22 protein-coding genes are annotated in these 23030 nt (G+C 71.9%); all 22 read right to left on the bottom strand.

Annotated features, from left to right (window positions below; translation table 11 throughout):
- Positions 1–49: 49 nt before the first annotated feature.
- On the bottom strand, positions 50–673 hold the full coding sequence (locus tag AC3DE3_RS01070) for a riboflavin synthase (protein ID WP_260487577.1): 624 nt from the start codon (positions 671–673) through the stop codon (positions 50–52).
- Positions 673–1785 (bottom strand): bifunctional diaminohydroxyphosphoribosylaminopyrimidine deaminase/5-amino-6-(5-phosphoribosylamino)uracil reductase RibD, encoded by a 1113-nt coding sequence (ribD, locus tag AC3DE3_RS01075; RefSeq protein ID WP_488368695.1) that lies wholly within the window; start codon positions 1783–1785, stop codon positions 673–675. Before ribD ends, AC3DE3_RS01070 begins: the two co-directional genes overlap by 1 nt.
- Entirely contained in the window at positions 1782–2450 is a 669-nt protein-coding gene (gene rpe, locus AC3DE3_RS01080; RefSeq protein ID WP_488368696.1) for a ribulose-phosphate 3-epimerase, read from the bottom strand. Before rpe ends, ribD begins: the two co-directional genes overlap by 4 nt.
- 69 nt (positions 2451–2519) lie before the next feature.
- Complete coding sequence (locus AC3DE3_RS01085) at positions 2520–3464, bottom strand: alpha/beta hydrolase (protein ID WP_488368697.1); 945 nt, start codon at positions 3462–3464, stop codon at positions 2520–2522.
- Positions 3457–5022 (bottom strand): RsmB/NOP family class I SAM-dependent RNA methyltransferase, encoded by a 1566-nt coding sequence (locus AC3DE3_RS01090; protein WP_488368698.1) that lies wholly within the window; start codon positions 5020–5022, stop codon positions 3457–3459. Before AC3DE3_RS01090 ends, AC3DE3_RS01085 begins: the two co-directional genes overlap by 8 nt.
- On the bottom strand, positions 5019–5948 hold the full coding sequence (gene fmt / locus AC3DE3_RS01095; protein WP_488368699.1) for a methionyl-tRNA formyltransferase: 930 nt from the start codon (positions 5946–5948) through the stop codon (positions 5019–5021). Before fmt ends, AC3DE3_RS01090 begins: the two co-directional genes overlap by 4 nt.
- A 2-nt stretch (positions 5949–5950) precedes the next feature.
- On the bottom strand, positions 5951–6505 hold the full coding sequence (def, locus tag AC3DE3_RS01100; protein ID WP_260487583.1) for a peptide deformylase: 555 nt from the start codon (positions 6503–6505) through the stop codon (positions 5951–5953).
- 104 nt (positions 6506–6609) lie between these two features.
- The gene (locus AC3DE3_RS01105) at positions 6610–8655 is read right to left on the bottom strand and encodes a primosomal protein N' (RefSeq protein ID WP_488368700.1); all 2046 of its coding nucleotides are present in this window, start codon (positions 8653–8655) and stop codon (positions 6610–6612) included.
- 44 nt (positions 8656–8699) lie between these two features.
- Positions 8700–9911: a methionine adenosyltransferase gene (gene metK, locus AC3DE3_RS01110; protein ID WP_260487586.1), complete on the bottom strand. Its 1212-nt coding sequence runs from the start codon at positions 9909–9911 to the stop codon at positions 8700–8702.
- A 60-nt stretch (positions 9912–9971) separates the two neighbouring features.
- Positions 9972–11252, bottom strand: coding sequence for a bifunctional phosphopantothenoylcysteine decarboxylase/phosphopantothenate--cysteine ligase CoaBC (coaBC, locus tag AC3DE3_RS01115; protein ID WP_488368701.1), 1281 nt, complete (start codon positions 11250–11252; stop codon positions 9972–9974).
- Positions 11249–11533 carry a DNA-directed RNA polymerase subunit omega gene (gene rpoZ, locus AC3DE3_RS01120; RefSeq protein WP_061228655.1) on the bottom strand — a complete coding sequence of 95 codons (285 nt, stop codon included), beginning with the start codon at positions 11531–11533 and terminating at the stop codon, positions 11249–11251. The genes coaBC and rpoZ overlap by 4 nt, the downstream gene beginning before the upstream one ends.
- An 80-nt stretch (positions 11534–11613) precedes the next feature.
- Positions 11614–12216: a guanylate kinase gene (gene gmk / locus AC3DE3_RS01125; protein WP_488368702.1), complete on the bottom strand. Its 603-nt coding sequence runs from the start codon at positions 12214–12216 to the stop codon at positions 11614–11616.
- A 7-nt stretch (positions 12217–12223) separates the two neighbouring features.
- On the bottom strand, positions 12224–12547 hold the full coding sequence (mihF, locus tag AC3DE3_RS01130) for an integration host factor, actinobacterial type (RefSeq protein WP_007631925.1): 324 nt from the start codon (positions 12545–12547) through the stop codon (positions 12224–12226).
- 400 nt (positions 12548–12947) lie between these two features.
- On the bottom strand, positions 12948–13808 hold the full coding sequence (gene pyrF, locus AC3DE3_RS01135) for an orotidine-5'-phosphate decarboxylase (RefSeq protein WP_488368703.1): 861 nt from the start codon (positions 13806–13808) through the stop codon (positions 12948–12950).
- Positions 13805–17167: a carbamoyl-phosphate synthase large subunit gene (gene carB / locus AC3DE3_RS01140; protein WP_488368704.1), complete on the bottom strand. Its 3363-nt coding sequence runs from the start codon at positions 17165–17167 to the stop codon at positions 13805–13807. Before carB ends, pyrF begins: the two co-directional genes overlap by 4 nt.
- Positions 17167–18375, bottom strand: coding sequence for a glutamine-hydrolyzing carbamoyl-phosphate synthase small subunit (gene carA, locus AC3DE3_RS01145; RefSeq protein WP_260487591.1), 1209 nt, complete (start codon positions 18373–18375; stop codon positions 17167–17169). Before carA ends, carB begins: the two co-directional genes overlap by 1 nt.
- The gene (locus AC3DE3_RS01150) at positions 18372–18920 is read right to left on the bottom strand and encodes a PH-like domain-containing protein (protein ID WP_260487592.1); all 549 of its coding nucleotides are present in this window, start codon (positions 18918–18920) and stop codon (positions 18372–18374) included. The genes carA and AC3DE3_RS01150 overlap by 4 nt, the downstream gene beginning before the upstream one ends.
- Positions 18917–20242: a dihydroorotase gene (locus tag AC3DE3_RS01155; RefSeq protein ID WP_488368705.1), complete on the bottom strand. Its 1326-nt coding sequence runs from the start codon at positions 20240–20242 to the stop codon at positions 18917–18919. The genes AC3DE3_RS01150 and AC3DE3_RS01155 overlap by 4 nt, the downstream gene beginning before the upstream one ends.
- The gene (locus AC3DE3_RS01160) at positions 20239–21180 is read right to left on the bottom strand and encodes an aspartate carbamoyltransferase catalytic subunit (RefSeq protein ID WP_488368706.1); all 942 of its coding nucleotides are present in this window, start codon (positions 21178–21180) and stop codon (positions 20239–20241) included. Before AC3DE3_RS01160 ends, AC3DE3_RS01155 begins: the two co-directional genes overlap by 4 nt.
- Complete coding sequence (pyrR, locus tag AC3DE3_RS01165) at positions 21177–21761, bottom strand: bifunctional pyr operon transcriptional regulator/uracil phosphoribosyltransferase PyrR (RefSeq protein ID WP_260487595.1); 585 nt, start codon at positions 21759–21761, stop codon at positions 21177–21179. Before pyrR ends, AC3DE3_RS01160 begins: the two co-directional genes overlap by 4 nt.
- A 69-nt stretch (positions 21762–21830) precedes the next feature.
- Positions 21831–22409 (bottom strand): transcription antitermination factor NusB, encoded by a 579-nt coding sequence (nusB, locus tag AC3DE3_RS01170; protein ID WP_260487596.1) that lies wholly within the window; start codon positions 22407–22409, stop codon positions 21831–21833.
- 2 nt (positions 22410–22411) lie between these two features.
- Positions 22412–22975 carry an elongation factor P gene (efp, locus tag AC3DE3_RS01175; RefSeq protein WP_260487597.1) on the bottom strand — a complete coding sequence of 188 codons (564 nt, stop codon included), beginning with the start codon at positions 22973–22975 and terminating at the stop codon, positions 22412–22414.
- Positions 22976–23030: the final 55 nt, after the last annotated feature.

Below are 23030 nucleotides of genomic sequence, written 5' to 3' on the forward strand. Positions count from 1 at the left end.
CGGGCCCGGGCGGGGGCCGCGGGCGCGGGCTCAAGTATGGCGCATCCGGTCAGTGCGACCCCCCACCGCGTCCGCCGAGCAGCCGCTCGACGTACTTGGCCAGCACGTCCACCTCGAGGTTGACCGGGTCGCCCTCGCCGAGTCCGCCGAGGATCGTGGCCTCGAGGGTGGTCGGGATGAGGGAGACCTCGAACCACGCCTCCGGCTCGCCTCCGGGGCTGACCGCCGACACCGTCAGCGAGGTCCCCGAGACGGTGATCGACCCCTTCTCCACCACGTACCGGGAGAGGTCGACGGGCAACGAGACGCGCACGACGTGCCAGTGATCGTGCTCGACCCGGCTGAGGACGTGGCCGGTGCCGTCGACGTGGCCCTGGACGATGTGGCCACCGAACCGGGCGTCCGCGCGCATGGCGCGCTCGAGGTTGACCGGGTCACCGGGCGCCAGTGCTCCGAGGGCGGTGCGGTCGAGCGTCTCGGCCATCACGTCCACGTCGAAGTACTCCCCCGGCTCCCACCGGGTGACCGTCAGGCACACCCCGTTGACGGCGATCGAGTCGCCGTGGTGGGCGTCCGAGGTGACCAGCGGCCCTCGTATGCGCAGGCGCGCGGAGTCCCCCGTCGTCTCGATCGAGTCGAGGGTTCCGAGTTCCTCCACGATTCCGGTGAACATCAGCGGGGTCCTCTCGTCAGTGGGGTCGTGTCAGCAGTACGAGTCAGGCGCAGGTGGAGGTCGTCGCCCAGGATGGTGGTCTCTCGGATCTCGAATCCGTGGGCGGCGGCGAGCGTGTCGACCCCTGCGCCGGACACCGCCGACAGTCCGGCGCCGAGTACCAGGGGCGCGAGGTAGGCGTCGATCTCGTCGACGAGACCGGCGGCGAGGAACGCTCCCGCGAGTCGTGGGCCTCCCTCGACGAGGACGTGCGAGACGTCACCGAGCAGGGCCAGCGCCTCGGCGGGGTCGCGGGTGGCCAGGTGCCGGAACCGGTCGTCGGCGCCCCGCACCCTCGCGTCCGCGGGCACGGGGCTCAGCCCCATCACCACCCGCAGCGGTTGGCGGGGGGCGGGCCGGCCGTCGTCGGTGCGGGCGGTCAGGGCGGGGTCGTCGGCGCGCAACGTCCCGGTTCCGACGACGAGGGCGTCGATCTCCTGCCGTCTGGCGTGGGCGTGGCGGCGCGACACGGGCCCGGTGATCCACTTGCTCGATCCGTCCGCCGCCGCCACCCTGCCGTCCAGGCTGGCCGCGTACTTCCAGGTGACGAGGGGCCGGCCGTGGTCCTGGCGGTGGAGCCACGCCCTCAGCGGGCCGCTGCGGGCGGCGCGCACCTCGTCGTCGTCGGCCCGGACGACCCCGATCCCCTCCCGCCGCAGGGTCCCGGCGCCGCCGGACGCCACGGGGTTCGGGTCGGATACCGCGTACACCACACGGGCGAGCCCCGCCTCGCGGATCCGACCGGTGCACGGTCCGGTGCGCCCGTGGTGGTCACACGGCTCCAGGGTCACCACGATCGTCCCGCCACGCGCGCGGTCCCCGGCGGCGTCCAGCGCCACCACCTCGGCGTGCCGACCGCCGGGGGCCTCGGTCGCGCCCGTCCCCACGACCTCACCGCTCTCGTCGAGGACGACCGCACCGACCGGGGGGTTGGGGGTGCACACCCCCAACGCGGAGGCGGAGACGGTGATCGCCGCGGCGAGGGCGTCCCGTTCGCGACGGCGGCGTCCGTCACCATCGGCCCCCGGCCCGCCGGGCACGCCCGGCACCTCCGGCACGTGAGGCACCGTCACGCCCGCGCGTCGAGCGCCCCGGAGCGCAGGGTCCCGATCATCGCGTCGGGGTCCGGAGCACCGTAGACGGCCGAGCCGGCCACGAACACGTCGCATCCCGCGGCAGCGCACTCGGCGATGGTGCCCGCATCGATGCCCCCGTCGATCTGGATCAGGACGGCGAGACCGCGGCGGTCGATCTCCGCGCGCAGCGTGCGGACCTTGTCCAGCACCTCGGGCATGAACTTCTGGCCGCCGAAACCGGGCTCGACGCTCATCACCAGGACCAGGTCCACATGGTCGAGCAGATCGAGGTACGGCTCGACCGCGGTCCCGGGCTTGATGGAGATGCCCGCCCTGCACCCCCTGGAGTGCAGCTGCTCGGCGACCGCCCTCGGGTCGTCGGTCGCCTCGACGTGGAAGGTGACGTTGAACGCCCCGGCGTCCACGTAGTCACCGACCCAGCGCGCGGGGTCCTCGATCATCAGATGACAGTCCATCGGCTTGACGGTGACCTTCCCGACCGCCTTGGCGACAGGGGCGCCGAAGGACAGGTTGGGCACGAAGTGACCGTCCATGACGTCCACATGGATCCAGTCGGCGGACGGGATGCGCTCGATCTCGCGGTCCAGGCGGGCGAAGTCGGCGGACAGGATCGACGGCGCGATGAGCGGCTGGTACGACATGTCGTCCAGTCTAGGCGGGCCGGCCCGGGCGGCCCCCCGAGGGCGCGGACCGCGACCGGTCCCCGACGATCAGGCGTCCGGAGACACCAGGGAGACGCAGAATTCCAGCTGGTCGGCGACGATGCGCTCGAAGTGCGGGTCGACGTAGGGGTCGAAGTGTTCGCACGGGTACTCCAGGTACCGGCCGTCCGGAATCCGCTCCGCGGCCCGACGCGCGGTCGCCGCGGGGGTGATGGCGTCCCCCGTCGCGATCTGCACCAGCGTCGGGCAGGTGATCCGCCGCGTGTGCCGAATCGGCGAGTAGAAGCCGATCCGTGCCAGGATCCGTGCCGCGACGTCGTCGCGGAAGTCGCTGCGGCGCAGTCCCGAGTCGGCCGCCAATCGGTCCACCGCGGGATCGGCGTCCGGACTCGTCATGACCGCCGTGTCGCCCGGTCGTCCGACGAGACGCACGTACCCGGGTTCCCGACGCCGGAGCGAGCGCCACAGGTCGTCGAGGATGGCCGGGCCGAGTCGGAGCGCCGCGGCGAGCCCCGTCGCCCGGACCGCCGCCGGACCGCTCACGTGGGGGACCTGGGCGACGACCCCTGCCAGCCGCTCCCCCGTGCCGGCGAGGGTGAGGACGTGTCCACCCGAGAACGACGTGCCCCAGGCGATGACGCGGTCCGGGTCGACCCCGGGCAGTGACCGGGTGAAGGCGAGGGCGGACCGCCAGTCGTCCAGTTGGCGGCCGATGTCGAGGAGCTGCCGGGGCTGTCCGTCGCTGGCACCGAAGTGCCGGTAGTCGAAGACCACCACGACGAAGCCCGCGTCCCGGAACCGCTCCGCGTAGGCGGGCAACCGCAGGTCCCGGATGCACCCGAAGCCGTGTGCCATGACGATCGCCGGTGCGGGCGCGGCCGGTGCTGAGGTGTCACGTGCCGGGGTGGCGGGGCCACCGGCCGACCCGTCCGGGCGGTAGACCCACGCAGAGCACCGCACCCCGTGTGAGGTGAATTGCGCGTCCTCACGCATCGTTGCCCCTTCGTAGCGCCGCCATGAACATCGCGTCGGTGCCGTGCCGGTGCGGCCACAGCTGCACCCACGGGCCGTCGCCCAGGCCGTCGACCGGACGGCCGACCACCTCGGCGAGGATCTCACGCACATCGAGGAGCTCGACGTCGTCGCGCCGAACAGCCTCGCGCACCACCGACACGGTCTCCGACAGGTGCGGCGAGCAGGTGGCGTACAGCACCACCCCTCCGGGCCGGACCAGACGCAGGGCCGACTCGAGGAGTTCGCGCTGGAGCGTGACCAGGCCCGGGATGTCGGCGGCGGTCTTGCGCCACCGCGCCTCGGGTCGACGACGAAGTGCGCCGAGGCCGGAACACGGGGCGTCGAGGAGCACCCGGTCGAACCCCGGCTCCAGACCCGGGTCGCGACCGTCAGCGGTGTGCACGGTGACCGGCAGATCCTTGGTGGCGCCGCGGACGAGGTCGGCGCGGTGCTCGGAGATCTCCACCCCGGTGAGCGTCGCCTGGTCGATCTCCGCGAGAGCACCCAGCATGACCGCCTTGCCGCCGGGTCCGGCGGCCAGATCGAGCCACCTCCCGGAATCCGGACCGGTCAGCGGTGCGCGGGCGGCGGCCAACGCGACGAGTTGGCTGCCCTCGTCCTGGACCGTGGCGAGCCCGTCGCGGACGGCGTCGAGGGCACCGGGGTCCCCGGAGTCCAGGTGCACCGCATACGGGGACAGCTCGCCCTCCGTCCCCCCGGTGATCAGCGCCAGTTCCTCACCCGTGATCGCCCCTGGGCGGGCGGCGAGGTGGACCTTCGGCCGGGCGTCGTCGGCGGCGAGCAGTTCCGGCAACTCCGCGGCGGCGGCACCGAGGGATTCCGCGAACGCACGGGCGATCCACTCGGGATGGGCGGTTCCGATCGCCATCCGGGCCACCGGGTCGGTGACGCCGTCACGGAGCGCGTCGACCCACGAGTCGAGACCCCGGGCGGAGACCTTCCGGAGAACCGCGTTGACGAATCCGCCCGCCTTGCCCAGGCCCGCGGTGCGGGCGGCCTCGACCGCGGTGTCGACCGCGGCGTGCGCACCGATGCGGGTGAACAACAGCTGATACGAGCCCAGCCGCACGAGGTCGAGGACCGGCGGGTCGATCTCCTCGACCGGCCGGGACGCCGCGAGCGCGATCACCCGGTCGAGCAGCCCCTGCGCCCGGAGGGTGCCGTAGGTCAGCTCCGTGGCCAGGGCGGAGTCCCGGGTGTCCAGCTTCGCGCGGCGCAGTTCGGCCGGCAGGGACAGGTTCGCGTAGGCCGAGCGTTCCCGGACGGCCGCCATCACCGCCAGGGCGACGGTTCTGGCGTCGGGGCGGGGCTGCTTTCGCGACGAACCCTGCTTCTCCGCCCGGGCGTCGGGCCGCCGACGGCGGTCCGATCGCGGCCGGCCTCCCCCGCCACTCCCGGGGCGCCCCTGCCCACTGCCGCGCGGGCGGCCCTCGCCACCGCTTCCCGGGCGTCCCTGTCCTCCGCCGCGGCGGGCGTCGGGACCCTGCCCACGGCCCTGTCGATCGTCGGCGCTCACTCGAACACCGCACCCTCGTCGAGTCGGGCGCCGCGCACCCAGTCGAGCGCGTTCATCATCTTCTTCCCCGGTGGCTGGATGGTCTCCAGGGCGAGCGGTGTGGTCGCGGTGCCCACGAGGAAGGACCGCTTGTCCCACGCGATTCGGCCGGGCCCGAGGTCCGCGGGAGCGTCCTCGGCGGGGCGAGCGGAGCCGACCTTCACGCGTTCACCGCCCAGGGTCGTCCACGCGCCCGGTGCCGGGGTGACCGACCGGATATGACGGTCGACGGCCAGTGCGGGATCAGACCACCGCACGCGGGCGTCGTCGACCGTGAGCTTCGGCGCGTGGGACGCACCGTCCGCCGGCTGGGGAACCGCGCGCAGCTCTCCCGCCTCGAGACCGTCGAGGGTCGCCGTCAGCAGGCCCGCACCCGACACGGCCAGACGACCGAGGAGGTCCCCGGCCGTGTCGCGGGGCCTGACGGTCTCGGTCATCGTCCCCAGGACCGGGCCCGTGTCCATCCCCTCGTCCAGCAGGAACGTGGTGGCTCCGGTCACCTCGTCTCCGGCGGCGATGGCGGCGTTCACCGGGGCCGCGCCCCGCCATGCCGGGAGCAGGGAGAAGTGCAGGTTGATCCATCCCTGCGCGGGGATGTCGAGCACGGGGCGGGGGACGAGGTGTCCGTAGGCGACCACGGGCACCGCGTCGGGCGCCAGCTCGAGCAGGCGCTCAGCGAATTCCGGGTCGCGGGCGTTCGGCGGCGTGAGGACGTCGAGCCCCGCGGCGTCGGCGGCGGCCGCCACAGGGCTACGGGACAGTCCCCGTCCACGGCCGGTGCGGGCGTCGGGTCGCGAGATCACGGCCACCACCTCGTGGTCGCTGCCGAGCAGTGCCCGGAGGGAGGGAACGGCGACCTCGGGTGTGCCGGCAAAGACGAGACGCATGGTCACCTCACCGCCAGGGCGTCGGAGAGCTGGTCGTAGATGACGCCGCCGCTGACCGCCGCGCTACCGAACCAGCTGGCCGAGCGGATCTCGGCCATCGCCGCGCGGCGACGCTCCGGGGTGAGTCGCTGGAGGAACAGCACCCCGTCGAGGTGATCGGTCTCGTGTTGCACGGCGCGGGCGAGGATGCCCTCGGCCTCGAAGCCGACGGGCTCACCGTGCACGTCGAACCCGCGGGCGCGGACGCGGGCGAAGCGCTCGGTGGGCACGGACACACCCGGGATCGACAGGCACCCCTCGTTGACGTGGGTCCTCTCGTCGCCGATCGGTTCCCACTCGGGATTGACCAGGTGCCCCTCACTGCCGCCGCAGCTGTAGACGAACACCCGGGTGGACACTCCGATCTGGGGCGCCGCGAGTCCGGCACCCTCCTCGTGCGCGACGGTGTCCATGAGGTCCGCCACCGTGCGCGCCAGCCTGTCGTCGAAGGAGGTGACGGGGTCGGCGGCGGTCCGCAGGACCGGGTCGCCGAAGAGACGGACGGGGTGGACGGTCATGCGTATCGGGTCTCCTCGCGGGCGTCGATGCTGAACGGCCATTCTAGGCCCTCCGTCGGCGGGCGCCCGCGGCGGCGGTTCGTGACGCCGGGCGCGCGCGGCCGTCAGCCGATGTGGACGGGATCCAGCCGCACCCGGACGGGGTGGCTGTGCCGGCGCCCGGACCGTCGGAGGACGAGCGCGCGGATCTCCGCGGCGACCTCCGCCAGGACGGGCGGAGGAACCCGGAACAACACCCGCTCCGGGTCCTCCACCTCGTCATGGCCCGGGAGTTCCTCGCCGGCGGGCAGATCCACCGGCCCCAGGACCTCCACGCTGTCCATCAGCCGGAAGTCCTCGAGGACCTCGGCGAGGGCGGCGGCCGGACCGTCGACCGCGATCATGTGCACCGCCGGCGGGAAGCCCACCTCGGCGCGGTCGGCGAGTTCGCGCTCCGCCCAGCCCTGGGGGTCCCAGCGGACCAACGCCTGGGCGACCGCGGACTCCGACTCGGCGGACAGGAAGACCCTGCCGCCCTCGTCGGCGGGACGCACGAGGCCGGCGGCGCCGATCCACAGGCGCAGGGCGTTCTGCACGGCACGGAGATCGGGACGGCCGAGGAGGGCCCACGAATCCAGGAGCAGGGCCGCGCCGTACCCGCCCTCGGCGACCGGTTCCGCACCCGGGGTCGACACGATGATCGCGGGGCCGGCGGGCACCGTGTCGAGGATGTCCCCTCCCCCGCTGGTGCGGATCCGGATACCGGGGAACATCCTCCCCAGTTCCTCCGCGGTGCGGCCGGCCCCCACGACCCCGGCCCGCAGCGCCCGGGACCCGCACGCCACGCACCGGAACCCCGGTTCCGGGACCCCGCACCACCCACACGCCAGCTCCACGGGGCCGTAGACCTCGTCCATCCGACCGGCTCGGAGCGGGCCGTTGCACCGGCGGCACCGTGCCGGGGTCCGGCAGGAGCCGCACAGCAGGGTCGGGATGTATCCCTTCCTCGGCACCTGCACCAGGACCGGGGCGTCCACGTCGATCGCCTCGCGGGCCATCGTCAGGGCGACGGCGGGCAACCGGGTCCGGCCCCCCGCGACATCGCGGGCCTGGATCGGGTCGGCATCGGTCACGGCGACCACGCGGGGCGCGAGCTCGCGGACCAGCCCGGGCCGCGGACGGATCTCGTGCGCCCAGCCGGAGCGCACGTACTCGGCCACCTCGGGGGTCCGGTCCACCGACGACAGCAACAGGGGCACGGCCTCGAGCGCCGAGCGTTGCGCGGCGACGTCCCGCGTGTGCGGATAGGGCGCGCGCGGTTCGACGAACGAGTCGTCCCCGTCGTCGTGCAGCACGATCAGTCCCAGTTCGGGCAGCGGCGCGAAGACCGCGCTCCTGGTGCCGACGACGATCCGGGCGTGGCCGCGGACCGCGCGCAGCCAGCGGCGGTAGCGGGCGGAGGGCCCGACACCGGCGGACAGATCCGTGACGAGCTCCCGACCGGCCGCGCCGCCCCCGACGACCTCGCGACACGCCGCGGTGAGGCGGTCGACGTCCCGCTGGTCCGGGACGATCAGGAGGACCTGGAGCCCACGACGTCGCAGGGAGTCGGCGAGGGTCGCCAGGGCCCGGGCCCAGTCCCGTCCCGGTGGGACCGTCCACACCCCGCGGGCGGGGACGGCGCCGGTCGCGGCCTCGAGGAACCTGGCGACCATCGGGTGGTCGCCCCACCCTTCCGGTACCTCGACCGGCCCCACCGACACCCCGAGGGGCGGCTCCGGCTCCGGGACGGACTTCTCGGCGGCGGCGTGGCGCGGCGGGATCGCCAACCGGATCACGTCCGAGCGCATCCCCACCCACCTGCGGGCGACGAGGTCGACCAACCGGAGCAGGGCCGGGGTGAGGACGGGCTCGGGCGACACGACGCGTTCGAGCCAGGCCAGATCCCCCTGGTGATCGGTCTGCGCGCGCCGCTCGACGAGGAACCCGTCGACCAAGCGGCCGGCGAACCTCACCCGCACCCGCACGCCCGGGGCCGCCTCGGCGGAGAGGGATTCGGGGACCAGGTAGTCGAACTCCCGGTCGAGGTGAGGGACCCCGAGCAACGGCAGGACCCGGGCCACGGGGGCTTCTGCCGCCGCGACCCGGGTCGCTGGGCGCGTGGTGGTCACGTCCGGAATACTCGCACCCCGCTACGACACACGGGGCGGCGGCGTCAGAGTCCGGCGGCCTGCTTGAGCTCGTCGACGCGGTCGGTGCGCTCCCAGGGCAGGTCGATGTCGGTGCGGCCGAAGTGACCGTAGGCGGCCGTGGGGGCGTAGATCGGGCGCTTGAGGTCCAGGTCGCGGATGATCGCGCCGGGCCGCAGGTCGAACACCTCGGTGACGGCCTGCTGGAGGCGGTCGATGTCGACCGTCTCGGTGCCGAACGCCTCGACGAACAGCCCGACGGGGGCGGCCTTACCGATGGCGTAGGCGACCTGGACCTCGACGCGCTCGGCCAGGCCGGCGGCGACGATGTTCTTGGCGACCCAGCGCATGGCGTAGGCGGCCGAGCGGTCCACCTTGGACGGGTCCTTGCCCGAGAACGCGCCGCCGCCGTGGCGGGCCATGCCGCCGTAGGTGTCGACGATGATCTTGCGTCCCGTGAGGCCGGCGTCGCCCATCGGGCCGCCGAGCACGAACCGGCCGGTCGGGTTGACCAGCAGCCGGAAGTCGGCGGTGTCGATCCCCCCGGCGGCCTCGGCCAGGACCGGGTCGATCACGTGCTGCGTGAGGTCGTCCCGCAGGGTGGTCTCCAGGTCGACACCGTCGGCGTGCTGGGTGGAGATGACGATGGTGTCCAGCCGGACAGCGCGGTCACCGTCGTACTCGATGGTGACCTGGGTCTTGCCGTCCGGGCGCAGGTAGGCCAGCGTGCCGTCCTTGCGCACCTCGGTCAGCCGCCGCGAGAGGCGGTGGGCCAGCGCGATGGGCAGCGGCATCAGCTCGGGGGTGTCCGAGCAGGCGTAGCCGAACATCAGGCCCTGGTCGCCGGCACCCTGACGGGCGATCGCGTCCTCGACCGAGTCGGTGGACGTACGAGCCTCGTGGGAGGTGTCCACGCCCTGGGCGATCTCCGGCGACTGCTGGCCGATGGAGATCGACACGCCGCAGGAGACGCCGTCGAAGCCCTTGTCCGAGGAGTCGTAACCGATCTCGACGATCTTGTCACGGATGAGCTGCGGGATCTCCACGTAACCGGTGGTCTTGACCTCGCCGGCCACGTGCACCATGCCGGTGGTGACCATCGTCTCCACGGCCACCCGGGCCGCCGGGTCCTGCTCCAGCATCGCGTCCAGGATCGAATCTGAGATCGCGTCACAGATCTTGTCCGGATGCCCCTCGGTCACGGACTCGCTGGTGAACAGCCGACGTGCCTGCGTCACAGTGGTTCTCTCTTCCATGGTGGGATCGCGTGTGATCGTTGCTGATCGCGTGGGAACAGACTAGTCGGTGCGGTCCGCGTCACTCCGCGCGGTCCGCCCGTCCGCGATCCCCACGACCGCGTCGAGGAGGCGGTCGGCCAGGAGATCCTTGCTCGCGTGCTCGACAGCCGTCTCGCCGCCGCCCGAGTCGAGGATCCAGCCACCGTTGACGTCCTTGCCGAAGGTGGTGTCACGGCCGACCTCGTTGACGACGAGGAGATCGCATCCCTTGCGGGCGAGCTTGGCGCGGCCGTGCTCGAGGACGGACCCCGATGCGTCCCCGGTCTCGGCGGCGAAACCCACCAGGACGCAGTGGGCCGGGACGTCCCCTGCCGAGCGCGCGGAGACCAGCTCGGCCAGGATGTCCGGATTCCGCCGGAGGCGGATCTCCGCCGGCTCGGACTCGCTGCCCTTCTTGAGTTTGGAGTCGGAGACGTCGGCCGGCCGGAAATCGGCGACGGCGGCGGCCTTGACCACGACGTCCGCGTGGGCCGCTGCGCGCAGCGTCTGCTCGCGCAGTTCCAGCGCCGACTCGATGTGCACGGCCTCGACCGCGGGTGGGGTCGGCAGATCGGAGGACGTCACCAGCGTCACGTGGGCCCCCCGGGCGGCGGCCACCGCGGCGATCGCGTGGCCCTGTTTGCCCGAACTGCGGTTGCCGAGGAAGCGAACGGGGTCGATCTCCTCGCGCGTGCCGCCGGAGGTGACGACGACCCTCTTCCCGGCGAGGTCCCACGGCAGTGATCCCCCATCGAGCAGGAGTCGGGCCAGCCGGGCGATGTCGGCGGGCTCCGGAAGCCGCCCGGCGCCGGTGTCCGCCCCCGTGAGCCGACCCCACGCCGGCGGCATGACGTGGATGCCGTCCCCCCGGAGGGTGTCGACGTTGCGTCGGGTCGCGGGGTGCTCCCACATCTCGGTGTGCATGGCCGGGGCGAGGAGCACCGGGCAGCGGGCGGTGAGGAGCGTGGAGGTGAGGAGGTCGTCGGCCCGACCGCTCGCCGCGCGGGCGAGCAGGTCCGCGGTGGCGGGGGCGACGACGACGAGGTCGGCCCGTTGCCCGAGGGCGACGTGGCGGACCGAGGGCACGTCCGAGAAGACCCCGGTGGACACCGGGTTACCGGACAGCGCCTCGAACGTGGCGGACCCGACGAATCGCAGGGCCGCCTCTGTGGGGACGACGTCGACGTGGCATCCGGACTCGGTGAGGAGCCGGATCAGGCCACAGGCCTTGTAGGCGGCGATCCCGCCGCCGACTCCGACGACGACGCGCGGGCCGCGCTTGTCGTCCCCGGAGGGGCTCACTCGCCCTCGGCGCAATCGAGCAGGTCGGAGTGCAGCTCGCGCAGCGCGATGGTCAGGGGCTTCTCGTGAAGACCCGGGTCGACCAGCGGGCCGACGTACTCGAGGATGCCCTCCTCGATCTGGTTGTAGTACGAGTTGATCTGACGTGCGCGCTTGGCCGCGAAGATCACGAGTGCGTACTTGGAGGACGCCCGCTCGAGCAGCTCATCGATCGGGGGGTTGGTGATGCCGATCGGGGTGTCGTACAGCGGGGTGGCCGCTGCGGCTTCGGTGGTGGCCACTATGGGTTCTCCTCTGGGTACAGCCTGGGATGGTGTCTCGGGTGACACCGGGGTGATGCCGGGTGATGCCGGTTCCGCCGCTAGTCGCGGCCGACCAGCAATGATACCAACTCGTCGACGGCCTTTTCGAGTTCGTCGTTGACGACCACGACGTCGAACTCGTCGCGGGCCTCCATCTCGACCTTCGCGGTCTCGAGCCGGCGGGTCACCACGTCGTGTGGTTCGGTGCCGCGACCACGCAGTCGGACCTCGAGTTCCTCCCACGACGGTGGGGCCAGGAACACGGTCCTGCCCTCGGGGATCGACTCGCGGATCTGACGGACACCCGCGAGGTCCACCTCGATGAGGACCGGGTGCCCCTCCTCGAGAGCCTGTCGCACCGGCTCGGCGGGGGTGCCCGACAGCTGTAGGCCCCGGTGGATCTCCGCCCACTCCAGCATCCGGCCCTCGGAGACGGCTTCCCGGAAGTCCTCGGTGGACACGAAGTAGTAGTCGCGGCCGTCGACCTCACCGGGCCGCGGGGCCCGCGTGGTCATCGACACGCTGAAGTAGAGGTCCGGGACGCGCTCGCGGAGGCGGGCGACGACGGTTGACTTCCCGACGGCGGAGGGGCCGGCCAAGACGATCAGCCGGCCCCTCTTCGCCGTCGACTCCGGGGTGACCCCGGATGACGGTGTGTTCATTCGTCGATCAGTCGACCGTGAAGTCGAACCGCTCGAGCAGTGCGCGGCGCTGGCGGTCACCGAGACCACGCAGGCGGCGCGTCGGCGCGATCTCAAGCTCGGTCATGATCTCCTGAGCCTTGACCTTGCCGACCTTGGGCAGGGCCTCGAGCAGCGCGGAGACCTTCATCTTGCCAAGGATCTCGTCGCTCTCGGCATCCTTGAGCACCTGCTTGAGGTCGGTGCCGCCACGCTTCAGGCGCTCCTTGAGCTCAGCCCGGGCGCGACGGGCGGCAGCCGCCTTCTCCAGAGCAGCAGCGCGCTGCTCATCGGTCAACTGGGGAAGGGCCACAATTCCTCCGTCTCGTTCGTGTGTGTCTCATGACTCACGCGGATGTCCACCGTAGGACACCCCCGCCTGGTGTGCGGTGACCGTCCCCGGCGCGTCCGCGGGCTGCGGAACACCTCCGGGAGCGGGCGCTCCCTCGTGCTCACCGTACCCGGGCGGTTCCGCCGCCCCCGAGGGGACTTCCGCGGCTCCGGGCCTGATGACCTCAGCAACAGTACGCGGCCGGCCGGCCGTGTACCAGACGGGGTCCCACAGTGGCACCCCGTCTGATCTGCGCTTTGACGGTTCGAGGTTGTATGGCACCCTAGCGCCGCCGGCCGGGGCGCGCGTTGTGAACCGCGCGATCCCCCGGTTCGGGCGGCCAGGGGCGTGTCGGGTGGGACGCCGGTTCACGCGAGGGGAATCAGGCGACTGGGGAGTCGCCGGAGAACCTGTACTGCGAGGCCAGTTCGACCACGGTCGCACGCATCGCTCCGACGTCCGGACCCGCCCGGAGCACGTGCCGGGAGACGTTGACCAGGGTGTCGCCGAGCGCGGGGCCGGCGATCCTCCGGACGTCCGCGAGGGTGCCCCCCTGCTCCCCCACCCCGGGCATGAGGACCGGGCCGGAGAGCGCGTCCAGCCGCGGGGGGTCGGCGACCGTCGCACCGACGACCACTCCGAACGACCCCGGGGTGCCGTCCCCGTCACGGGTGTTCCTCAGGCCCACCTCGTCGACCACGGACTGGGCGACCGTGCCGGCGGGGCCGGTCGAGCCCTGGATCGCCCCGGCCTCGGGATTGGAGGTCCGGGCGAGGACGAAGAGACCGCGACCGGTCTCGCCGGCCATGTCGAAGGCGGGCTCGAGCGATCCCACCCCGAGGTAGGGCGACACCGTGAGCGCGTCACACGCCAGCGGTGAGCCGTCGCGGAGCCACGCCCTCGCGTACCCCGCCATCGTGGACCCGATGTCCCCCCGCTTGGCGTCGGCCACCGACAGTGCCCCGGCCTCACCGATACCGCCCAGGACCTCTTCGAGGACCGCGAGGCCCGCGGATCCGTACTCCTCGAAGAACGCGACCTGCGGTTTGACCGCGGGCACCAGGTCTGCGAACGCCTCCAGCGACCGGCGGGAGAACTCGGCGAGCCCGGCCGGGTCCGTCCCGAGCCCCCAGGACCGGAGCAGCGCGGGGTGCGGATCGATCCCGACGCACAGATTGCCCCGGTCGTCGATGGCGGAACGCAGGCGCGTTCCGAAGGGGGCCCGGGAGGCGGTTCCGGTCATCGCGCGGCGAGCCCCGAGTGCAGCTGCTGCAGCGGGCTCACCCCGACGTCACCGCGGCGCATCGCCTCGATGCCGTGAACCGCCGCCGTGGCACCCTGCACAGTGGTGATGCACGGGACACGTCGCGAGATCGCGGAGGACCGGATCTCGTGCCCGTCGGCCCGGGTGCCCCCCGTGGACGAGGCGATGTTGAGGATGAGATCCACCTCGTCGGCGTTGATCCGGTCGACGATGGTCTGGACCGGGTTGCCGTCGGCGTCCACCGGGCGGGGGCCCGACTCGGAGAGCTTGGCGACCGTCTCGCAGGCGATCCCGTACCGGCGGAGCATCAGCGCGGTGCCCTCGGTGGCCAACACGGTGAAACCGAGCGCGGCCAGACGCTGTGCGGGGAACACCATCGAGCGCTTGTCGCGGTTGGCGACCGACACGAACACCGTCCCGGACGTGGGCAGGACTCCCTCGGCCGCGAGCTGCGCCTTGGCGAAGGCGACGGCGAAGTCCGGGCCGATGCCCATGACCTCACCGGTGGACTTCATCTCGGGGCTGAGCAGCGAGTCGACGGTGTCGCCGGCCGGGGTGCGGAAGCGGTTGAACGGCAGCACGGCCTCCTTGACCGCGACCGGTGCGTCCGCCGGCAGGGAGCCGCCGTCGCGGTCGGACGGCAGCAGACCGTCGGCCCGCAGGTCGGCGATCGACTCGCCCATCATGATCCGCGCACAGGCCTTGGCCAGTTGGACGCCGGTGGCCTTCGAGACGAACGGCACGGTGCGGCTCGCACGGGGGTTGGCCTCGAGGACGTAGAGGATGTCGTCCTTGATGGCGTACTGGACGTTCATCAGGCCCTTGACGCCGATACCGAACGCGAGGGCCTCGCTCGAGCGGCGCACCCGGTCGATGTCGTCCTGGCCGAGGGTGATGGGCGGCAGCGCGCACGCCGAGTCGCCCGAGTGGACGCCGGCCTCCTCGATGTGTTCCATGACGCCGCCCAGGTAGACCTCGGTGCCGTCGCACAGGACGTCGACGTCGATCTCCACGGCGTCATCGAGGAACCGGTCGACCAGCACGGGGCGGTCCGGGCTGATCTCGGTCGCGCGGCCGATGTACGAACGCAGGGAGGCCTCGTCGTAGACGATCTCCATACCCCGCCCGCCGAGGACGTAGGACGGGCGCACGAGGACCGGGTACCCGATGTCGGCCGCGATCGTCGTGGCCTCCTCGGCGTTGATCGCCGTGCCGAAGGCCGGTGCGGGCAGGCCGGCCCTGGCCAGCACCTCGCCGAACTCGCGACGGTTCTCGGCGAGGTCGATGGCGGACGGGCTCGTGCCCACGATCGGCACGCCGGCGTCCTCGAGCTGGGCGGCCAACCCGAGCGGCGTCTGTCCACCCAGCTGCACGAGGACACCGGCGACGGTGCCCGACTCGGACTCGGCGTGGTAGACCTCCATGACGTCCTCGAACGTCAGCGGTTCGAAGTACAGACGGTCCGCGGTGTCGTAGTCGGTGGACACGGTCTCCGGGTTGCAGTTGACCATGACGGTCTCGTACCCGGCCTCCGACAGGGTCAGCGCGGCGTGGACGCACGAGTAGTCGAACTCGATGCCCTGTCCGATCCGGTTGGGCCCGGAGCCCAGGATGATGACCTTCTCCCGCTCGGTCTGCGGGGTCACCTCGGACTCCGCGGACGGGTCGAGCTCGTAGGTCGAGTAGTGGTACGGCGTCTTGGCCTCGAACTCCGCGGCGCAGGTGTCGACGGTCTTGTACACGGGTCGCACACCGAGGCGGTGGCGGAGGCGCTGTACGCCCTCGGCTCCGGCGTACTCCGGGCGCAGGGCCGCGATCTGGGCGTCGGAGAGCCCGTTGTGCTTGGCGAGGCGCAACAGCGCCTCGTCGACCACGGGGGCGTCGATGATCTGCTGGCGCAACTCGACGAGCGCGGCGACCTCCTCGACGAACCACGGGTCGATCCCGGAGGCCTCGTGCACCTGCTCGACCGTCGCGCCCAGGCGCAGCGCGAGCTCGACGTCGTACATCCGTCCCTCGGTGGGGCGACGCAGGTCGTCCAGGACCGCGGACAGGTCGGTCGAGCGGCCGGGCGCGATCACCTCGTCGGACAGGGTCCAGAAACCGGCGGACTTGGTCTCCAGCGACCGCATGACCTTGCCCAGGGCCTCGCGGTAGTTGCGGCCCAGGCTCATCGCCTCGCCCACCGACTTCATCGTGGTGGTGAGGGTGTCGTCGGCCTCGGGGAACTTCTCGAACGCGAACCGGGGGGCCTTGACCACGACGTAGTCCAGCGTCGGCTCGAAACAGGCCGGGGTCTCGCCGGTGATGTCGTTGGTGATCTCGTCGAGCGAGTAACCGATGGCGAGGCGGGCGGCGATCTTGGCGATCGGGAACCCGGTCGCCTTGGAGGCCAGGGCCGAGGACCGGGACACGCGGGGGTTCATCTCGATCACCACGAGGCGCCCGTCGTCGGGGTTGATGGCGAACTGGATGTTGCACCCGCCGGTGTCCACGCCGACCTCGCGGATGATCGCGATGCCGAGGTCGCGCATGTTCTGGAACTCGCGGTCGGTCAGGGTCATCGAGGGCGCGACGGTGACGGAGTCGCCGGTGTGCACGCCGAGCGCGTCGACGTTCTCGATCGAACACACGACGACGACGTTGTCCTTGTTGTCGCGCATGAGCTCGAGTTCGAACTCCTTCCACCCGAGGATGGACTCCTCGATGAGGACGTTCGCGGTGGGCGAGGCCGACAGCCCGCCGCCGGCGATCCGCTCGAGGTCCTCGGTGGTGTACGCCAGGCCGGAGCCGAGCCCGCCCATGGTGAACGAGGGCCGGACCACGACGGGCAGCCCGAGCTCGGCGACCGTCGCGTGGACCTCCTCCATCGTGTGGCACACGGCGCTGCGGGCCGAGTCGCCGCCCACGCTGGCGACGATGTCCTTGAAGGTCTGGCGGTCCTCGCCACGGTTGATGGCGGGGATGTCGGCGCCGATGAGCTCGACGTCGTACTTGGTGAGGATGCCCTGGGCGTCCAGCTGCATCGCGGCGTTGAGGGCGGTCTGCCCACCGAGCGTCGCCAGGACCGCGTCGACGGGATGGCCCTCCGCGGCCTCCTTGGCGAAGATCTTGTCGATGTACTCCGGCGTGATCGGCTCGACATAGGTGGCGTCGGCGAACTCCGGGTCGGTCATGATCGTGGCCGGGTTGGAGTTGACCAGCGTCACGCGCAGACCCTCCGACCGCAGGACGCGGCACGCCTGGGTCCCCGAGTAGTCGAACTCGCAGGCCTGGCCGATGACGATCGGCCCGGAGCCGATGACGAGGACGTGGTTGATGTCAGTGCGCCGGGGCATCAGTTCGAGCCCTTTCTGGAGTCTGCGGAGCCGAGGTCGGAGGAGTCGAGGAGGCTGACGAAGCGGTCGAAGAGGTCGGCCGCGTCGCGGGGGCCGGCTGCGGCCTCGGGGTGGTACTGGACGGAGAACGCGCTCCCGTCGGTCAGGGCGACGCCCTCGACGGTGCCGTCGTTGGCGCAGGTGTGGGTGACCGTGGCGGTACCCCACGGGGTCTCCCAGGTCTCGGTCTCGGGAGCGCGGAGCGCGAACCCGTGGTTCTGTGAGGTGATGGCTACCGCGCCGGTGGCCTTCTCGATCACCGGGATGTTGGTGCCGCGGTGACCGAACTGCATCTTGTAGGTCTCCAGCCCCAGCGCACGGCCGAGGATCTGGTTGCCGAAGCAGATGCCGAAGAACGGGATGCCCTGACCGAGCACCTCCTTGGTGAGGTGGACCGCGGCGTCGGCGGTGGCGGGGTCACCCGGCCCGTTGGACAGGAACACCCCGTCGACGTCGAGGTCGAGGACGTCCTGGAGGGTCGACCCCGCCGGGATCACGTGGACCCGGACGCCGCGCGCGGCGAGCATGCGGGGCGTGTTGGACTTGATGCCCAGGTCCAGGGCGGCCACCGAGAAGCGGGTCTCACCCTCGGGCTCGACCACGTAGGGGGTCTCGGTGGTCACCTCCTCGGACAGGGAGGCACCGGCCATTGACTCCTGCGCCCGGACGGTGGCCAGCATCGACTCGTCGTCGGTGAGATCCGCGCCCGAGAAGATGCCGGCTTTCATCGCCCCGCGCTCGCGGATGTGGCGGACGACGGCACGGGTGTCGATCCCGGCGATCCCGACGATGCCCTGCGCGATCATCTCGTCGGAGAGGCTGCGCTGCGACCGGTAGTTGGACGCCCGCCGGGAGAGGTCGCGGATGACCAGTCCGGAGACCCAGATCCGGCCACCGCCGACCTGTCCGTCGAGGAGCGATTCCCCGTCCTCGTCGTTCCAGCCGGTATTGCCGATCTGGGGGGCGGTGGTGACGACGATCTGGCGGCAGTAGGAGGGATCGGTGAGCGTCTCCTGGTATCCCGACATGGCGGTGGTGAACACGGCTTCCCCGAGGGTGGTGCCGGTCGCGCCGAAGGAGGTACCGCGGTGGATGCGTCCGTCCTCGAGGACGAGCGCGGCGGGCTGCGGGGCCCCCTGCGGCGCGGGCGTGGTGCTGTGCGGTGTCACTGGTTCTCCTCGGTGGTGGCGCTGGGGCTGGGGGTCGTGTCGGAGGGGGCGGCGTCTCCGCGTAGGGCCTCCCAGCGGGGATAGGTGTCCTTGTCGTCGGCCCGGAAACCGGAGTCGATGAGTGTTCGGCCGTCGGTGCCCGTCACCTGCCAGCGTGCGACCAGGATGCCGCCGCCGGGCACGGTCTTGTTGGCCAGCGCCGAGGCGCGGCGCACGTCGACGAGGTCCGCGCGGGGGATCCACACGTCGGCGTCGGCGAGTTCGAGGTGCACGCCGCCGGTGTGGGCGGTCAGGGTGGCGGCCGAGCGGTGGCCGAGCGGCGGGCGGGCGATCCGGGCCTGCCAGTCCCCCGCGATGGTACTGCCGATGTAGACACCGGTCAGCGGCCCCAGGACGATGTCGCCCGGGTCCGAGGGCCGGGCCGGGAGATCATCGAAGAGACCGGCCTGGGAGCGGCTACGGTTCCGCCATCCCAGCGTCATCAGCCCGATCAGCGTCAGCAGGACGGCGACGACGATGATGACGGTCCAGTAGTCCTGGGTCATGCGAGTACCTCTCCGTCGCGGGTGGTCAGGCGGCCCCGGTACACGGTGCCGATGATCCTCGCCGCGAATGTCATTCCCTCGTAGGGGGTGTTGGCGGACAGACTTGCGAGCGCGTCGCCGACGACGGTCCACGGCGAGTCGGGGTCGACGACGGCGAGGTTCGCGGGCTCCCCCACGGCGATCGGTCGACCCTGGTCCGACAGGCCGGCGATCTCGGCGGGCCGGGTGCTCATGACGCGGGCGAGGTCCCGCCAGGTCATGTCCCCGGTCTCGACGAGCAGGGCGGCCACGATGGGCAGGGCGGTCTCGAGCCCGAGCATCCCCGGCCGGGCGGCGGCGAACTCGCAGCACTTCTCCTGTGCGGCGTGAGGGGCGTGGTCGGTGGCCACGCAGTCGATCACGCCGGACCTCAGCGCCTCCCGCAGGGCGAGGGTGTCGTGTGCCTCGCGGAGGGGCGGGTTGACGCGGTAGACGCCGTCGTAGGTCTCGAGACGGGAGTCGTCGAGCAGCAGATGATGCGGGGTGACCTCCGCGGTGATCGAGATCCCCTGGGCCTTGGCCCACCGGAGCAGTTCGACGGTGCCGGTCGTGGACGCGTGGCAGATGTGCACGCGGGCACCGGCGTCACGGGCCAGGATCGCGTCGCGGGCCACGATCGACTCCTCCGCCGATCGCGGCCACCCGGTCAGGCCCAGGCGGGCGGCGTTGGGCCCTTCGTGGGCCACCGCGCCGCCGGTCAACCGGGGCTCCTCGGCGTGCTGGGCGATGAGCACGCCGAGCCCGGCCGAGTACTCCAGGGCGCGACGCATCACGAGGGGGTCGTGGACGCACATCCCGTCATCGGAGAAGACCCGGACGCGGGCCTCCCCCGTGGCCATCTGACCCATCTCGGTGAGCTGCTCACCCTTGAGACCCACGGTGACCGCGCCGACGGGGTGGACGTCGCACAGTCCGACCTCGCGCCCGATGCGCCAGACCGAGTCGGTGACCGTCTGGTTGTCCTGCGGCGGCTGGGTGTTGGCCATGGCGAACACGGCCGTGTACCCGCCGCGGGCCGCCGCGGCGGAACCCGAGTGGATGGTCTCGGTGTCCTCGCGCCCGGGCTCCCGCAGGTGGGTGTGCAGGTCGACGAATCCCGGCAGCAGGACGGCGCCGGCGGCGTCGAGGGTCTCGGTGTCCGTGGAGGACGGATCGACGGAGTCGGCGGCGTCCGGGCCGATCGCGGCGATGACGCCGTCGCGCACGACGACGTCGACCGGGTCGCCCTCTCCGTACGGGCGCGCCCGCCGGATCAACAGGGTGGGTGCGTGGGGGGCGCTCACTCGGGTGTTCCTTCCGTGCCGACGAGGGTGTGGAGTAGGACGGACATGCGGACGTGCACGCCGTTGGTGACCTGCTGGAGGATCGCCGAGGACGGCGCGTCGGCGGCGTCGAAGCCGATCTCCATCCCCCGCACCATCGGCCCCGGGTGGAGGACCACCACGTCCTCGCCGAGCCGCGCGGCGCGCGCCGGGCCGAGCCCGTAGCGCACCGCGTACTCACGGGCCGACGGGAAGAACCCGCCGTTCATCCGTTCGGCCTGGACACGCAGCATCATGACGGCGTCCGCGCCGTCGAGTTCGGCGTCGAGGTCGGTCGAGGCGCGGACCGGCCAGCTGTCCACGCCCACCGGGAGCAGCGTGGGCGGGGCGACGAGGACGACCTCGGCGCCCAGCGTGGACAGCAGCAGGGCGTTGGACCGGGCGACGCGCGAGTGCAGGATGTCCCCGACGATCACCACCCGGCGTCCGTCGAACCCGCCCAGCCGCTCACGCAGGGTCATCGCGTCGAGCAGGGCCTGGGTGGGGTGCTCGTGCATCCCGTCACCGGCGTTGATGACCGACGGGCCCGCCCCGCCCGGCGCGACCCATCCGGCGATCTGTTGCGCCGACCCCGAGGCGGGGTGCCTCACGATGAGGGCGTCCGCGCCGATCGCGGTGAGGGTCAGCGCCGTGTCGCGCAACGACTCGCCCTTCTGGACCGAGGAGGCGCTGGCGGAGACGTTGATGACGTCCGCACTCATCCACTTGCCGGCGGTCTCGAAGGACACACGCGTGCGGGTGGAGTTCTCGTAGAACACGGTCAGGACGGTCTTGCCCCGCAGCGTCGGGAGCTTGCGGACCTCACGCCCGAGGAGCATCTCCTTGAGTCGCTCCGCCTCGTCGAGGATCGACAGGGCCGCGTCGCGGTCGAGGTCGGCCGCGGAGAGCAGGTGCTTCATCGGGTCTCCTCCGAGTCCGGGCGCCGCAGTACCACCGCGTCGACACCGTCGATCTCGGTGAGCCGGACCGACACACCCTCGTCGCGGGAGGTGGGGACGTTCTTGCCCACGTAGTCGGCGCGGATCGGCAGTTCGCGATGGCCGCGGTCGACCAGCACGGCCAGCTGGACGCGGGCCGGTCTGCCCAGATCGCGCAGCGCGTCGAACGCCGCCCGGATGGTCCGGCCCGAGAACAGGACGTCGTCGACGAGGATCACCGTCGCGCCGTCGATCCCGGCGGTCGGGACCCGGGTGGGACCCATCGGCCGGTGGGGGCCACCGGCGAGATCGTCTCGGTAGAGCGTGACGTCGAGTGATCCCGCGTGGACGTCGGCCCCGCTGAACTCACGGATCCTCTCCGCGAGGCGGGCCGCGAGCGGTACACCCCGGGTGGGGATCCCCAGCAACACCACGGGGCCCGAGTCGGGTGCATCCGCTGCGGTGCGTTCGATGATCTGATGTGCCAGGCGGGACACCGTCCTGGCGACGTCGTCGGACGTGAAGAGTGACACCGAGTTCGTCTCCGAACCGTCAGCGCTCACCGATCACCACCTCCTTGTCCGCCTCGCTGGACGGCTCGTTAAAGGGATAGCTTTCGGTCTTGGACTCTATCAGTCCCCGGGGTGCGTTCCGGGATCGGCGGACGTGGTCTCGGACACGTCCCCGGCGACGTCGGGCGTGGACCCGGACTCGTCCGCGGCGGGCTCGGCACCCAGGCCCGACACGGCCCGCTCGGCGGCCCTGATGTGCTGGGCCAGTCCGGCCACCCGGTCGAGCACCGCGTTGACGTACGGGACCGACTTCTCCGCGGACAGGTCGGACACCAGCAGGACCGCCTGGTCGATCACGACCGCCGCATCCACCTCGTCCGTGCCGAAGAGCAGTTCCCAGGCCCCGGCGCGCAGGACCGCGCGGTCGACGGCGGGCAGGCGCTCCAGAGTCCACTCGCGGAGGTGCTCGGAGATGGTGGAGTCCAGCCGGTCGAGCCGCTCGGCGACGCCGGTGACGATCTCCATGGTGTACGGCGCGACGTCGTGGAACTCCTGGGAGTCCTCGCCCATCTGTCGGCGTTCCTCGGCGAGCGCCACCACGTCCGCATCGCGGAGCTCCGCCTCGAAGAGCAGGGAGACGGCACGTCTACGCGCCCGGTAGCGCGATCCGCGACTCCGGTGATCGGCCTCGTCCGCCATGATCAGTCGTTCACCCGGCTGAGGTAGTGACCGTCGCGGGTGTCGATACGCAGCTTGTCGCCGGTGCTGATGAACAGCGGCACCTGGACCTCGGCACCCGTCTCCAGGGTGGCCGGCTTCGTTCCACCGGTGGAGCGGTCGCCCTGCAGACCCGGGTCGGTGTGCTGCACCACCAGGTCGACGGCGACCGGCATCTCGGCGAACAGCGGCGCGCCCTCGTGCATGGAGACCTGGACCGAGGTGTTCTCGAGCAGGAACCGCGCGCCGTCGCCCATCACGGCGGGGCTGACGTTGATCTGCTCGTAGTCCTGCTCGTCCATGAGGACGTAGTCCTCGCCATCGCGGTACAGGAAGGTCATGTCGCGGCGGTCGACCGTCGCGATCTCGACCTTCACACCGGCGCTGAACGTCTTGTCGATGTTCTTCCCGGTGACGACGTTCTTCATCTTGGTCCGCACGAAGGCGGGACCCTTTCCGGGCTTGACGTGCTGGAACTCGACGATCTGCCAGAGCTGACCCTCCTCCTTGAGGACGAGGCCGTTCTTGAAGTCGGCGGTGGACGCCATGGTCGGTACTCCTTCGGGAAGTCGTCCGCGCCGACGCCGTGTGCCGGCGCCGCGC

It is taken from the genome of Dietzia sp. IBK-p2-16D (assembly GCF_057773085.1).